Origin of the sequence: Streptomyces sp. APSN-46.1 (assembly GCF_022815725.1) — a bacterium.
Taxonomy (GTDB): domain Bacteria; phylum Actinomycetota; class Actinomycetes; order Streptomycetales; family Streptomycetaceae; genus Streptomyces.
Window position 1 is genome coordinate 31,985 of the sequence record NZ_JALGRF010000013.1, and the last position, 13,829, is coordinate 45,813.

A 13,829-nucleotide genomic window follows, 5' to 3' on the forward strand; every position below is an offset into this window, starting at 1 on the left:
TCAGGCTAAGCCGAGGTCAGACGCCGCGACACTCGGCGACACCGCGAGGCTGTCCGGCCGGTCGGGCCGGGCGACGGCGAGGTCGGGCCAGGCGAGGGCGCAGCCCACCAGAAGCTGGAGCCCGGTGGCCACACGGGTGGTCTCAGCGCCAGTCGTCGATCACATAGGCGTCGGGGCGGCTGTAACCGGGCTCGTTGGGCCGGTGCATCGTGACGCCCTGCAACCAAGTGCGGAAACCGCGGTCGATCATGCGCCGATAGGCGTCCGGGCGGCCCAGGTTCATCCCGGCGTCCAGCTGACTCAGCCCGCGCTCGGCCGCCAGTCGCTCACATGCGTCGAGCAGTCGCTCGAAGCGGTCGGCGACCCCCGGGCCAGGGCGTACGGTGCCGAATTTGACGAAGCACACATCCTCGCCGGCCTCCGATCCGGCTCCGCAGTGGCAGACGGCCAGGCCATCGAGCTCGGAGCCGGCGCCCTGGAGCAGGATGGTGTCGCCGAGTCCCTGCGCGTGCACGGCGACGATCTCGCGCTCCAGGTCCAGGCCCTCGTACACGGCCCCGGTCAGTGCGCGACAGGCACTGAGGCAGGCGGGCTGCTCGGCGGCGGGCAGCTCGCTGTACAACACCCGGCCGGGGACCGCGGAGGTGCCCGCGGCGTGCTTCTTCATGATGGCCGTCTTCTTCATGATGGCCGTGAGGAATCGGGGCCAGAAACCGTACTTGCGGTAGAGCTCAAGGTGCTTGGGACTGTGCGAGAAGGTGAACAGGCCCAGGTGGCGGTTCCCCCAGGTGTCGAAGCAGTCCATGACCGGATCCATGAGGCGCTTGCCGACGCCCTGGTCCCATAGGTCCGGACGTACGGTCAGCGGTCCGAAGTACCCGACGCTGCCCCAGCTGGCGGCGAAGTTCGATCCGGCGAGTTCACCCTCGACCGTCGCCGCGAAGGCCGCGTGCGGATCGGCCGCCCAGCGTGTGCGGACGTAATCGGCGGTCCCGAAGAACGTCTTCGGCTCGGGGAGCCCGAGGAACGTCCCGAAGGCGACCCGGAAGATCTCGTCGGCCTGATCCAGGTCCGCCTCGGCCAGGGGGCGGACCGACACCCGGCCCGCGACGGTCTTCCGCTCCGCTGCCGGTGAGGCCATCACTCTCTCCTTCTCGGACCCCTGTTTCATCACACCACGAGCGGCACCGCAGGGCGATGCGAAAGGTCCGCCACGTCCACGCGATTTACACCGATTCGTGACAGTCTCGTCGTATGGCGCCGATCACCATGGTGGAAGGGCGCCGCATCTCGCTCAGCAATCTCGACAAGGTCCTGTACCCCGAGACCGGCTTCACCAAGGGCGAGGTGCTGCACTACTACGCCACCGTCGCGCAGTCGCTGCTGGCCCACATCCACAACCGGCCGGTGTCGTTCCTGCGCTATCCCGACGGCCCGGACGGTCAGCGGTTCTTCACCAAGAACCCGCCGCCCGGCACCCCCGCGTGGGTCGAAACCGCCCCCGTGCCCCGCTCCGACGACCCCTCCGCCGAGCAAGTGGTCATCGCCGACCTGCCCTCCCTCATGTGGGCCGCGAACCTCGTCGTCGAGTTCCACACCCACCAATGGCCCAGCGACAGTCCGGCCATCGCCGACCGCATGGTCTTCGACCTCGACCCCGGCCCGCCCGCCACCGTCGTCGAGTGCTGCGCCGCCGCGCTCTGGCTCCGCGACCGGCTCGCCGCCGACGGCCTGCGCGCGTACGCCAAGACCTCCGGCTCCAAGGGCCTGCACCTGGCCGTGGCCGTGGAGCCCACCCCGTCCGAGCGGGTGTCGGAGTACGCGAAGACGCTCGCCCAGGAGGCCGAGCGCGAGCTCCCCGACCTCGTCGTGCACCGGATGGCCAAGGCCCTGCGCCCCGGCAAGGTCTTCGTCGACCACAGCCAGAACGCCGCCGCCAAGACCACCGCCGCGCCCTACACGCTGCGCGCCCGCGCCCGGCCCACTGTCTCCGCGCCCGTGTCGTGGCAGGAGGTCGAGGACTGCCGTACTGCCTCGGACCTGGTCTTCCTCGCCGACGACATCCCGCCGAGGCTGGCGCGTGACGGCGACCTCTTCGGTCCGCTGACCGACCCGGACCGCGCGGGGAAGCTCCCCGGAGCGTCCCGGAAGCGGAAGGGCAGGCCATGATCACCGTCGCGCTCGCCACCGCCGTGACCACGCTCCCGCGCGGGCCCGGACTGGCATACGAGCCGAAGTTCGACGGCCACCGGCTGGTGGTGGTGCGTACCCCGGAGGAGGTGGTGCTCCAGGCACGCTCCGGCCGGATCGTGACCGCCGCCTTCCCCGATCTGGCCGTGGCCGCCCTTCAGTTGCCGGCCGCGACCGTCCTCGACGGGGAGGTGGTGGTCTGGCACGCCGGCCGGACGGACTTCGTACTGGTCCAGCGCCGCGCCGCCGCGACGGCCGCGCGGGCCGCCGTACTCGCGCAGAGCCTGCCGGCCTCGTACGCGGCCTTCGACGTACTGGAGCTGGCCGGGCTCGACCTGCGTGCCCGGCCGTACGAGCGGCGGCGCGCCCTCCTGGTGGACCTGCTGCTTCCGCTCGGCCCGCCGCTGCAGCCGGTGCCCATGACCACGGACCCGGAACTGGCCGAGACCTGGTACGAGACGCTGCGGGAGAGCGGTGTCGAGGGCCTGGTCATCAAACGGCTGGACCAGTCCTACCCGGCCGGACGGCGCGGCTGGCAGAAGCTGCGGCACACGAACGTGCGGGACGCGGCGGTGGTCGGGTACACGGGGCCGCGGCGTCGGCCGGTGGCGTTGGTCCTCGTCCTGCCGGTGGGGGACGAGACACCGGTGGTGTCGAGCCCGCTGACGGCGGCGCTGCGCGCGGAGGTGGCGGCGGCCGTGGCGGGCCGGGAGGAGCGGGCGGGTGGGACTGGTGCGGACGGTGCGGGTGGTGCGGGTGGTGCGGGTGGTGAGGGTGGCGCGGGCGGTGTGGCGGGTGCGGGTGTGACGGCCACCGCGATCGGGGTCGGCGAGGTCCCGTTCCAGCCGCTCGACCCGCCGCTGACGGCGGAGGTCCGGTACACGTCGGCGCGGCATCCGCCGCCGGAGGTGCTGCGGCTGCGGACGGACCTGTGACCGGACCCCGACCCTGGCCCCCGGACCCCGGCCCCTGGCTCGTGCCAGGGGTCGGGGTCCGGTCAAAGGGGCGGGGGATTCAGGCGTGTGCGCCCCGTCCGGCGTCGGGAGGAGCCCCGGGCTGCACGTGGGGATGCGGTCCCTGCACGTGCTTGTAGCCCGACTCCCGTTCGCTCCTGACCTCTTCCGGATGGCTGGAGGTGGTGGAGCCGAAGTTTCCGTAGCCCTGCATCTCGTGCGGCCTCAGTCCGCCCTCGGGGATCTCCACGGGGTCGCGCTCCTCGCGGACCTCGTGGACCGCCCCGCCGTCGGGGAGGTGCGGCTGACTCTCGGCGGTCGGGGGTGGGGGCTCCTTCGCCCTCACCCGCTGGCCCAGCTTGAAGGCGCCGAGCAGGAAACCGACCACGACGACTCCGACGAGGAAGAACCACGCGATGTCGGTCAGGGTCTCGTCCAGCGCGATGGTGGTCAGGATCATGTCCATACACACCATTTTCCCGCACTTCGTAGATTTCACTCGGAAAGCACAAATATCCACTGATATGCATGGCGCCGAGATCCTGGCGGTCCCAGGACCCCGGCACTAACCGGTGCTAACCCGGAACTTAACCGGAGCTACCCCCGCAGCGGCCCGTCGGAATCACGTACGCCGCGCGCGTCCCGCCCCCCGAGCACCGCCAGGATCTCGGCGCAGATCGCCAGGGCCGTCTCCGCGGGCGTCCGGGCCCCGAGGTCCAGACCGATCGGGCCCCGCACGGTCGCCAGCCGCGCCTCGGTCACCCCTTCCGCGAGCAGCCCCTCCCGGCGCCGCGCCGTGGTCCGCCGGGAGCCGAGCGCGCCGACGTACGGAATCCCGAGCGCGAGCGCGGCGCGCAGCGTCGGCACGTCGAACTCCGGATCGTGACTGAGCATCGCCAGGCACGCGGCGTCCCGCCGCGCCGCAAGCACCTTCTCGGCCCGCGCCGTCTCCTCCACGACGACCGCCTCCCACCCCAGCAGCCCGGCCTGACGGGCGATGACCTCCGCGAGCTCGCCGCCCCCGCCGATCACCACGTACGGCGCCGACGGGTACGCCTCCACGAGCACCAGCCCCGACCCGCCGTACAGCGCGTCCCGCCCGGGCCGCCGGGTGGCCAGCAGCTCGCCCGCCCGCCGCTCGGCGTCCGAACCGGGCTCGTCGGTGGCCCGTACCACCTCGCTCACGGCCCGGTCGGCCCGCTCGTTCAGCCGGGTCACCAGCGCCACCCCGACGCCCTCGGCGAGCAGTTCCCACCACGCGGCCGGGACCGACTCCAGCGGCTGGAGCAGGATCTCCGCCTGCCCTCCGCAGGTCAGCCGGGCTTCCGCCGCCTCGCCCGCCCCGACCGATACCTCACACACCCGCGCGGTCTCCCCGGCGGCCATCGCCCCCGCCTCGGCGACGAGTTCCGCGTCGAACACGCCCCGGTACAGCGCGCGGACACACTCCCCGCGCGGATCGATCAACACCGCCCCGGCCGGGTCCCGCGGCCCGAACCCCTGCTCGGTCACAGGCCGGGCCAAGAACCCGCCGCGCCCCTCGGCCGCCCACTGCCGCGCCGTCTCCGCCAGCTCCCGCATCGCGATGCCCCATCCTCGTCGTCAGAGCCCGCCACAAAGCGCCTGGTCAACGGCGCGACATGGCCTCACCGCCAACCTACGCACGCCCTCCGTCCCGCTCCACCCCCCAAAACCCACAGACCCCGCACCACCTCCCTCGTACGGACCACCGGAACCGTCCTCCCTCGTACGGACCACCGGACCCGTCGGGCCGGGGTCCCGCCCCGAGTTGCGGGACCCCGGCCCATGGGGTTGCGTCGAAGTAGGGCGGCAGTGATGTGGGGTGAACCAAAATGCTGTTCACCGATCGTGACGACGCCGGGCGACGACTCGCCGTGGCGCTGGAGAAGTACGGGGACGAGCACCCCGTGGTCCTGGGCCTGCCCCGCGGCGGAGTCCCGGTGGCCTTCCACGTGGCCCAGGCGCTCGGCGCCCCCCTCGACGTGATCGTCGTCCGCAAACTCGGCGTCCCGTACCAGCGCGAGCTGGCCTTCGGCGCCCTCGGCGAGGGCGGCGTACGGGTGATCAGCGAGGAGATCGTCCAGCGCGGCCGCCTCAGTCCGGAGGACATCGCATCCGTGGAGCACGCGGCGGAGGCCGACCTCGAACGGCTGGCGCGCCGGTTCCGCGCCGACCGCCCGCGCCAGGACCTCACGGGGCGGACGGCGATCGTGGTGGACGACGGCATCGCGACCGGCGCCACGGCGGCCGCCGCGTGCGAGGTCGTACGGGCGCAGGGCGCGGCCCGCGTGGTGATGGCCGTCCCCGTCGCCCCGCCGGACGCGGTCGAGCTGCTCGCCGGCGTGACCGACGAGGTGGTCTGCCTCTCCACGCCGCGCGGGTTCTCCGCGGTCGGCCAGTGGTACGAGGACTTCTCCCAGACCTCGGACGAGGAAGTCGTGTCCCTCCTGTCCCAGGCGGCCCGCTCCGATCCGGTGGCGGAGGAGGTCGTGGTCACCGCACCGGGCCTCTCCCTCTCCGGAGACCTCACCCTCCCCCCGGACGCACAGGCGGTGGTGATGTTCGCCCACGGCTCGGGCAGCAGCCGCCACAGCCCCCGCAACCGCTCGGTGGCGTCCGCCCTGAACCGGGCCGGCCTGGGCACCCTCCTCTTCGACCTGCTCACCCCGGCCGAGGAGTCGAGCCGGGCGAAGGTGTTCGACATCGACACGCTGGCCGACCGCCTGACCCACGCCACCACCTGGCTCCGCACCCGAACGTCCGCCCCGATCGGCTACTTCGGCGCGAGCACCGGCGCCGCGGCCGCCCTCACCGCCGCGGCCGCCCCCGACGCGGACGTCTTCGCGGTCGTCTCCCGCGGCGGCCGCCCCGACCTGGCCGGCCCCCACCTCGCCGCCGTCCGCGCCCCCACGCTGCTCATCGTCGGCGGCGACGACACCCTGGTCGTCACCCTCAACCGCGAGGCCCAGGCCCAACTGCGCTGCGAATCCAGCCTGGAGATCGTCGAGGGCGCCACCCACCTCTTCGAGGAACCGGGCGCCCTGACCGAGGTCTCCTCCCTGGCCCGCGACTGGTTCACCACCCACCTCCCGCAGCGCCCTCATAACGGCTGACCACGCATGCCCCACGACTTGGAAATATGCCGGATGTACCGGAATGCGAAGTGTCAGATCTTGATGACGGTGACCTGACCGCCGCATAGTGCGGTGAGGTCTTCAGGGTCGGACGTGAGCACGGTGACGGGGCCGGGTGAGGCGAGGGCGGTAGCGCTGAGCATGGCGTCGATGGCGTACTTGTGGCCGTGAAGGCCGGCGTCGGCGAGCAAAGCCGCGGCGTGGCGGGCGATCGGCTCGGTGACCGGTTCGACGACGAGGCGGGAGAGGGTCCACTCCAGGGCCGGGCGGTTGATTCTGCGGTGCACCACTTCCACGAGGGTGGCCGCAGACGTGATGACCCGCAGGTCATCGGCCCGGGCGAGTGTGAGCCAGGCGGTGACGGTGCGGTCGCGCAGGACGGCCTTGGCCAGCCCCTCGCTGTCGAGGACGAGGGTGCCGCCGGGGATGCTGGGGGAGCGCGTCACGCCGCGTCCGCCCCGCTGCGATTCTGCTGATGCCGGGCTTGGTGGAGCTGGTCACGCAGGGCCTGGAGCTCTTCGTCGGCGATGGGCCCGTGTTCGGCTTCTGCGACCTGGATGATCTCGTTGAGGTTGTCGCGTTCGATCTGGCGGGCGACGGCGGCGGCGACATAAGCAGAGAAGCCGGAGGGGCCGCTGCGGGCGCGGGCCGCCTCTGCGATGTCGCGCGGCATGGTGATCGAATACTTGCCGGTAGGCTCGCTCATGCTATCCATCCTACCTTTTATGCTCCCTGTCGGCTGCACGTGCTGTGCTCGCGGATCGGGCCGGCGGCCGGAAACGCAGGCGCACACCGTGGTGGCCGGTGAATCCCGCAGACCGACGCCCCAACCTGTGGCTGGTTCGGTCAGATGTGCGGCGGCGATGAGCGGACGAGCGTCCCGAGTTTCGCCGACGGGAACAGGGGCGCAGTGCGCGCCGCGAGGCTGCCGGGATGAACGCCGCCACGCCGCTTCTCCTCGATCTGGACTCGTTTCTCGCCCGGGCCGAAGAGCGCGGCGCCCCGCTGGACGCGCGGGCGGCCGACGCCGTCCTCGGCTGCCCGCGCTGAGCCGGACCCGCCGCCGGACCGGCTTGCCGGAACCCACCGAGGAGCTGGCCGAGTAACTGCTGCCCACCCTGCTTCCGCTGTACGTGAGCGCGGCCGCGGACGAGTTGCCGGGCTTCGTGGCCGCGCTGATCGCGCTGGCCGACCACACCCACGAGGCCGGACGCCTCAACCCCAAGCGGCACGCGAAACTGTTGGTGGCCCGGGTGCACGAGCTGGCCGAGGGCTTCGTCCAGGCGACGACCAGCCCCCGGCGCGTCACCTGGCCGCGGCTGTACGGGAACCTGCTGCGCGCCGACGGGGTGGATGCGGCCGTCGCCCGGGCGGTGCGCGATTGGTTCGCCGCGCGCCCGTACGCCGAGCGCCACACGGCGCGCGGCTTCGCCCTGCCCTTGGCCTTGGCAGACGGGCCGCTCGGCGAAGCGGCGTACACGGAGGCGCTGTGCGCGGAACGCTTCCGGCAGGCCCGCCTACAGCCGACGATGGCCGCGGCGACCACGGACGTGGCTCGAAGCAAGGAGTCAGGGTCTTGGTCCAGGTCGAGTGCGTGCTGGATCAGCACCGTACCCGCCCCGCGGACGACGTGTTGCTGCCGCGGTTCGTTGCCCTTGGCGTAGACGAGATGGCCGTGGGAGAGCCCGAGCACGGTGCAGTAGGCCAGCATCTGGTAGAGATCCGAGCCGGGAAACCCGTCCCGCTTCTCCGCCTTGTACTTGGCGTCCGCGACCCCCAGGGGCCGCCCCGCTACGTCGTACCAGACGAGATCGGGCTTCATCAGTACCTCGTCAGCCTCGTCCAGGTGGTGGCGAGCCTGGGAGACCGAGTGGCCCCCGTACGGGAGCAGAGCCCGGGACAGTGCGGTACAGACGAAGTCCTCGAAGACCGACGCCAAGTCGAGGACGAAGCCGTCCAGCTGGGTGCCCGTGCCATGGCGCTCGGCCGAGAAGTCCGTCAGGATCAGCTCGGCCAGCCGCAGCGCGGACTGGTAGCGGCTGTTCAGCCGGGAAGGGCGCCACACCGGCAACCGGTGCCCGGGCGGCAAGGGGGAGACGTCCGCCAGCCGGGTGCGCAGCCGGGACAGTCCGAGGCGGACCGTCCGGGGCACGCCGGGAAGCCGGAGCAGCCGGGCGGTCGCCGCGAGCAGCAGCTGGTTCTCGGCGATGTCCGTCGTGTACTCGTCGTACGTGACCTCCACGGGCAGGGGCACACCGAAGCGGCGCCGTATCTGCTCGCCCTCGCGGATCCGTCCCCGTACGACGGTCAGCGCGCTGTCGGTGGTGCGGTAGCCCTGCAGCAGCCCCTGGCGCAGGGCGCGTTCGGCCTGGCGTACGAAGGCGGAGGCCAGCGCGGGGAGCAGCTCCCGCTGGTCGCCGACCTCCACGCCCTCGGGGTCGTCCTGCCAGTGCTTCGCCGGGTCCGCCGCGTAGCCGAGGAGGAAGAACAGCCGCCGGACGGGGAGCTTGGGAGCGATGTGCACCTCCACCCCGCCCAGCCGGACGGCGCCGACCTTGCCCAGTCCGCGCACCTGCCAGTGGTCCCCGGCTCCAGGGCGGGCCGGATCGGGGCGGGCGTCGACGACTCCGGATGCGGCCAGGGCGCGGCCCGCGTCGGGCTCAAGACGGACGGGCTGCCAAGCACCGTGCTCCACTAGGTCGATCCGGAGTACGGCTTCGGCGCTCATCAGGCGACCCAGGTGTCATCCAGGACCGCCCGCCGGAGGGCCGGGAGCCCGTACCTGGCCCGGACGTCCACGCGGTCGTCTCCGTAGTGGTGTTCTTCGAGCAGGGGCAGGATCGCCGTCTTCCACACCCGCTCCAGGCCACCCTCGTCGTAGGCCGAGGGTCGCATCAGATACGACGGGCCGATCTTGAAGTCCTTGTCCTCGATCCGCCGGTTGAGTTCGCGATGCAGCGCGGGGACGTCCTCGTTCGGACTGATCACCCCTGCCGCCTCCTTCTCCTCGACCCAGCGGGAGAGCAGGTCGCGGGTGGGCTCGTCGTCGGGATGCAGGGAGAGGAACGCGAAGCGTCGACGCATGGCCGCATCGACGAGCGCGATCGAACGGTCGGCGGTGTTCATGGTGCCGATGACGAAGACGTTCTGCGGCAGCCGGAACTCCCCCGAGTACTGGAGGCTGACCGTGCGGTCGCGGTACTCCAGGACGAAGTACAGCTCACCGAACACCTTGGCGAGATTGGCCCGGTTGATCTCGTCGATGATCAGGAAGTACGGGGTGTCCGGATCCTCGTCCGCGAGATCGACGAGCTGCCTGAACGGGCCCGGCCGCAGCGCGAAGCTCAGCGCGCCGGCGCCGCTGCCCTCCTGCACGGCGGGTCGGAAGCCCTCGAAGAAGTCCTCGTAGGCGTACGAGGGATGGAACTGCACCAGCTTGACCGCGCGCGGATCACCGGCGAGGTGCTCGGCGATGTGCTGCGCCAAGTAGGTCTTGCCCGTGCCGGGCGGCCCGTAGAAGATCAACTGCTTCCGGTCCTGGAGGAGATCGCGCACCTCGCCCAGCCAGTCCTCGCCGACCAGCAGCTTGCTGGCCAGCTCGGGCGCCGGCACTCGGAGTTCGGTGCCCGGGCGGGCCGTTTCCGCGCCCGCGGCCAAAGGGATCAGGGCGGACTCGTCCTCGGGGACCCCGGGAGTGCGGCGCGCGCCGGAGAGTTCCCTGAGCAGGTCGATCGCTCCGGTCAGGTCCACGACATCGTGCTGGCTCGACAAGCGGCCGCGCAGTTCCTCCGGCAGCTCCTCGAAGGCGATCTCCATGCCGCTCCACTCGACCGCGCGGCGCAGATTGGAGCGGTCGTCCAGGCTTGGCACCCACTCCGGCCCACTGGTGATCCGTCCGAGGAAGAACGTCCCGCCGCTGGTGGCGCACACGAGATCGTCCGTGTGCATCCGGTTCAGGAAGAGGTCGAACTCGGCTGCGAGTTCCCCGCGCTTGTTGTACGAGAGGTGGGCGTAGCGGTCCTCGACCCGCAGTCGCAGTTCCTCCCGTGTGATGGGAGTGGTCACCGAGTCGAGCCGGGAGGCGGGCAGCGAGCAGAAACCCTCCGACAACCACTGGGACACGAGGGTCCTGCCCTGGGTGCTGGAGCCCCGCACCAGCCAGGCGCTGGCGGAGTGCGGCCCGCGGGCGTCCTCGGAGACGAGGTAGGGCTGGAGCCCGTCCACGCCGATACGGAGATGCTCTCCGGCCGCCGCGCCGACCGGACGTCCCTGCTCCTCGGCTACGGCACTCAGCGCAACCTTGGTCTCGGGCGCGTCGGCCTGCACCTCGGGAGCGGGGCGGCCGTCGGAGTCCAGCACCCGGTGTGCGCCGGCCGGGCGAACCCCCCAGAGCCACCGGCTGAGCGCGTCGCGGCCGAGTCCTGTGGCCGCGGCCAGGTCGTCCAAAGCCAGCCACCGCCCGGAGGGAATCGCGCCGACCAGGCGGATCGCGTACTCGAAGCCGTGCTTGTTGCGGTTCCAGTAGGTGAGCGTGGCCCGGGCGGTGTCGTAGAAGACGTCCGGCTCCGGGTACTCGCGCAGAGCCTCCCGCCCCAGGTTCGTGATCCGCCACAGCCCGTTGTTCTTGCGCAGCCAGCCCGCCATGACGAGGTCGGAGGTCTGCCAACGCCAGGCGTTCTCGCCCTTCTCCTGCCCGTTGTCGTACGTCTCGGCGTCCTCGGGAGCCGGCGGAAGCTCGCCCTTGACCCGCTTCCACAGCTCAGCGTGGTGCAGCTCGTCGGACTGCTCGGCCAGAATTTCCATGGACCGGCGCGTACGGGGCGTGGTGCGGGCCTGGCGGGTGGGCATGAGGCGGGACTCCGAGGGCCGGACGGGCAGGTCGCGCCCAGAATAGGCGGCTCGTGCGCCCCGCCCGGTAGATCACTTCCCGCCGAGATCGGCCCGGATCAGCCCAGTTGGGAGACGAACCTCTGCCAGGCCTGCGCCCCGAACCCGACCACAGGCCCGGCCGGCTGCTTGCTGTCCCGGACCGGGACGACACCGGGGATGTTGTCGGCGACTTCGACGCACTCGCCCTGCCCGCCGCTGTAGCTGCTGACCCGCCACGTTGCGCGGCTGAGATCCGGCGCGGAGTGGTCCTGGTTCATGGTCTGTGCTCCTTGGCGATGCGGCGGATCAGCCCGAGTGATTCCGTCGGCGGCAACGCGGCCGTTCGGGCATCGTCGAAGAGCGCCCGGTACTGGGCGACCTCGGATTCCCCTTCCGTCCAGATGTTGCCTGTCGGCGTCTCTGTCAGGACGAGGTCCTGTGCCGACACCTGCGGAAAGCTCATCAGTAGGTACGGGCCGAACATACCTGAGTGGGCCCCGCGCGAGAATGGCAGCACCTGGACGGTGACGTTCGACTGCTCGGCCATGTCCGCAAGGTGCTCAAGCTGATCACACATGACTGTGGGACCACCCACCTGCTGACGGAGCACACCCTCTGCGAGGATCGCCCAGAGTTCGAGCTTGCCGTCGCCCTTGAGTCGTTCCTGGCGAGCGAGCCGCACCTGGACGAACTGCTCAATCTCCTCGCCGGTGCGCCATGCGCGTGAGGCGACGGTGATCGCGCGACCGTACTCCGCTGTCTGGAGGAGGCCAGGTACGAGTTGCGCCTGGAAGGTCCTGATGCTGTCGCAGATGTCTTCCATCTCGATGTAGTCGCGGTAGGTGTCACCGAGTACGGAGCTGTACTCATGCCACCAGCCCTCACGGCGGCGTCGGTTGGCCCTCCGGGCAAGGGCGCCCAGCCGCTCCCGGGTCTCCGGGTCCGAGACGCCGTACGCCTCCACGAGGGCATCGAGATCCGGCGTCCGGACAGGGACGTGACCGTGCTCGATCCGGCTGATCTTGCCGCCGGTGCAGTCGATGGCCCTGGCCGCTGCCGCCGTGGTGAGGCCGGCAGCCTCGCGTAGGCGCCGGAGTTCGTCGCCGAGCTGGCGACCGAGCACAGTGGAAGGCTTCACGTTCGGCATGACAACTCCCTACCAGATGCACCAGGTTGGCGCTGCACCATCATCGAATGAGTGAATGTGGCATTTCTGCGGCATTCAATATTGCACGAAGGGAGTCGGAGGCGGCAGGCTCATGCCTGCCGGGGCAGATGTCTCGGCACGCAAAGGGACCTGCCCGACGGCTATCGACTCCTAGGGGCTGCCGTGACCACGTACTACGACGTCTCGTTCCGCTTGTCCCGTCGGCCCCGCAGTGTCGGAAGAGCCCGGGCGGCAGCGCATGCCGTACTCGCGGACTGGGGTGCAGGGGAGGAGCTTCTGGGCACGGCCGCGCTGGTCCTGTCCGAGCTGGTCACCAACGCCCTGCGCGTACGCGTGCCCAGTGACCGTCAGGTCGGCGTACGGATCGCATACTCCTCAGCCGACGGCCTGCTCCGCCTGGAGGTGAGCGACGCCGGGTCCGGCCGACCGGAGGTCCGTCACCCCGAGGCGGACGAGACAGAAGGCCGGGGGCTGTGGCTCGTGGAGGCGCTGAGCCACCGCTGGGGCGTCAGCCCGCGCGCCGGCGGCATCGGGAAGACCGTCTGGTGCGAGCTGAAGGCCCCGGACCTCCTGCCCGCACCCCGCACGAGGGAACTCGCGGCGATCGCGGTCCGGCCGGGGCAGGAGGTCCGGGCCTGGGGTGCCTGGCGCGCGGTGCGCAGCGTGTCGACCGTCCGGCACGCAACGGGCGGCCTGGCGGTACTCCTCGGCCTGGACGGAGGACCGCCCCTTCGTGTGCCCGCCGCTGAGCCGCTGGCCGTGCGGGGGCTGCCGTAGCCCTCGGAAGGGGTGGGCTCAGCCCAGGACCTTGGCGATCGCGAGCGCGATCCGCTCGACCCAGTCGATCGCGTCGGTGACGTCGGCGTCGGAAATGGGCCTGCGCTGCTTCAAGGACCCGTCCACGAGGTCCGAGTAGTGCGCGATCTTGTTACGACGCTCGGTGATGGAGATGTACTGCTTCTTCAGGGTCTGCTCGGTCATCCCTGTTCGGCCGTGGTTCCACTCGTTGAGCTGGACCGCGGCCTTGGCCCAGAGGTTCTCCTCCGTCACCAGTTTCAGCGCCTCGCTGATCTTGCGGGGGTTCTGGAGGGACGCGCTGCCCCACTTGGCCTTCACGCCCTCAAGGACGGCGTCCGCCAGCGTCGTCGTTCCCCGCTGGACCTCCTCGATCTTCACCAGCGGCAGCTCGAACTGACGCAGCTGGTACGGCATGTCGGGGCTGTCCTGTGCCGCGAGCTCCGCCACCCTGCGGAACAGCTCCTCGTGGAACCAGTGGTCGATGGCGCTGACGGCCTGCACCCACGCGGCGCGGTAGAAGTCGCCGATGTCGAACACGGGGGACTGGAAAGCGGCCAGACTCTGGCCGGCCACGACCATCTTCCGGGCGTACTCGATGTTGGTCCGGAACGCCTGGAACTCGCGGGTCTGCGGATATGGAACTGCCATGGGGTGCCCCCGTCTCGCTGGTTGATCGGGATCAAGAGTTCCGGCGAG

The 13,829-nt window shown here is 71.1% G+C and carries 14 protein-coding genes and 1 pseudogene; 4 read left to right on the top strand and 11 right to left on the bottom strand.

Annotation, left to right across the window (positions count from 1 at the left end; all coding sequences use genetic code 11):
- Positions 1-132 carry a hypothetical protein gene (locus MTF65_RS30370; RefSeq protein ID WP_279399547.1) on the bottom strand — a complete coding sequence of 44 codons (132 nt, stop codon included), beginning with the start codon at positions 130-132 and terminating at the stop codon, positions 1-3.
- A 10-nt stretch (positions 133-142) separates the two neighbouring features.
- On the bottom strand, positions 143-1,141 hold the full coding sequence (locus tag MTF65_RS26140; RefSeq protein WP_243631418.1) for a GNAT family N-acetyltransferase: 999 nt from the start codon (positions 1,139-1,141) through the stop codon (positions 143-145).
- Between the two features lie 113 nt (positions 1,142-1,254).
- On the opposite strand from MTF65_RS26140, the gene ligD reads away from it, so the two are divergent.
- Positions 1,255-2,169: a non-homologous end-joining DNA ligase gene (gene ligD / locus MTF65_RS26145; protein WP_243631419.1), complete on the top strand. Its 915-nt coding sequence runs from the start codon at positions 1,255-1,257 to the stop codon at positions 2,167-2,169.
- Positions 2,166-3,125 (top strand): ATP-dependent DNA ligase, encoded by a 960-nt coding sequence (locus MTF65_RS26150; RefSeq protein ID WP_243631420.1) that lies wholly within the window; start codon positions 2,166-2,168, stop codon positions 3,123-3,125. The genes ligD and MTF65_RS26150 overlap by 4 nt, the downstream gene beginning before the upstream one ends.
- Before the next feature lie 79 nt (positions 3,126-3,204).
- Here MTF65_RS26150 and MTF65_RS26155 read toward each other — a convergent pair whose 3' ends face one another.
- Together MTF65_RS26155 and MTF65_RS26160 are read right to left on the bottom strand one after the other, a co-directional pair.
- Positions 3,205-3,609 carry a DUF6479 family protein gene (locus MTF65_RS26155; protein WP_243631421.1) on the bottom strand — a complete coding sequence of 135 codons (405 nt, stop codon included), beginning with the start codon at positions 3,607-3,609 and terminating at the stop codon, positions 3,205-3,207.
- A gap of 131 nt (positions 3,610-3,740) precedes the next feature.
- On the bottom strand, positions 3,741-4,724 hold the full coding sequence (locus MTF65_RS26160; RefSeq protein WP_243631422.1) for an XdhC family protein: 984 nt from the start codon (positions 4,722-4,724) through the stop codon (positions 3,741-3,743).
- A 272-nt stretch (positions 4,725-4,996) separates the two neighbouring features.
- Here MTF65_RS26160 and MTF65_RS26165 point away from each other — a divergent pair, with 272 nt between their 5' ends.
- Complete coding sequence (locus MTF65_RS26165) at positions 4,997-6,277, top strand: phosphoribosyltransferase (protein ID WP_243631423.1); 1,281 nt, start codon at positions 4,997-4,999, stop codon at positions 6,275-6,277.
- 53 nt (positions 6,278-6,330) lie between these two features.
- Here the strand turns inward: MTF65_RS26165 and MTF65_RS26170 are convergent, their stop codons facing one another.
- The 6 genes and pseudogenes from MTF65_RS26170 to MTF65_RS26195 all read right to left on the bottom strand — a co-directional run bounded on the left by MTF65_RS26170 (position 6,331) and on the right by MTF65_RS26195 (position 12,314).
- Positions 6,331-6,744, bottom strand: a complete 414-nt coding sequence (locus tag MTF65_RS26170) for a PIN domain-containing protein (protein ID WP_243631424.1) — start codon at positions 6,742-6,744, stop codon at positions 6,331-6,333.
- Positions 6,741-7,004 carry a CopG family transcriptional regulator gene (locus MTF65_RS26175; protein ID WP_243631532.1) on the bottom strand — a complete coding sequence of 88 codons (264 nt, stop codon included), beginning with the start codon at positions 7,002-7,004 and terminating at the stop codon, positions 6,741-6,743. The genes MTF65_RS26170 and MTF65_RS26175 overlap by 4 nt, the downstream gene beginning before the upstream one ends.
- 963 nt (positions 7,005-7,967) lie before the next feature.
- Positions 7,968-9,026, bottom strand: a pseudogene (locus MTF65_RS26180) (McrC family protein); the annotation flags it as partial.
- Positions 9,026-11,146: an AAA family ATPase gene (locus tag MTF65_RS26185; RefSeq protein WP_243631425.1), complete on the bottom strand. Its 2,121-nt coding sequence runs from the start codon at positions 11,144-11,146 to the stop codon at positions 9,026-9,028. The gene MTF65_RS26185 and the pseudogene MTF65_RS26180, both read right to left, overlap by 1 nt.
- Positions 11,147-11,244: 98 nt before the next feature.
- Positions 11,245-11,445, bottom strand: coding sequence for a DUF397 domain-containing protein (locus MTF65_RS26190; protein WP_243631426.1), 201 nt, complete (start codon positions 11,443-11,445; stop codon positions 11,245-11,247).
- Entirely contained in the window at positions 11,442-12,314 is an 873-nt protein-coding gene (locus MTF65_RS26195) for a helix-turn-helix transcriptional regulator (RefSeq protein ID WP_243631427.1), read from the bottom strand. The genes MTF65_RS26190 and MTF65_RS26195 overlap by 4 nt, the downstream gene beginning before the upstream one ends.
- A gap of 183 nt (positions 12,315-12,497) precedes the next feature.
- Here MTF65_RS26195 and MTF65_RS26200 point away from each other — a divergent pair, with 183 nt between their 5' ends.
- Positions 12,498-13,112 (top strand): ATP-binding protein, encoded by a 615-nt coding sequence (locus MTF65_RS26200; RefSeq protein WP_243631428.1) that lies wholly within the window; start codon positions 12,498-12,500, stop codon positions 13,110-13,112.
- A gap of 18 nt (positions 13,113-13,130) precedes the next feature.
- Here the strand turns inward: MTF65_RS26200 and MTF65_RS26205 are convergent, their stop codons facing one another.
- Complete coding sequence (locus MTF65_RS26205; protein WP_243631429.1) at positions 13,131-13,781, bottom strand: hypothetical protein; 651 nt, start codon at positions 13,779-13,781, stop codon at positions 13,131-13,133.
- Positions 13,782-13,829 lie beyond the last annotated feature (48 nt).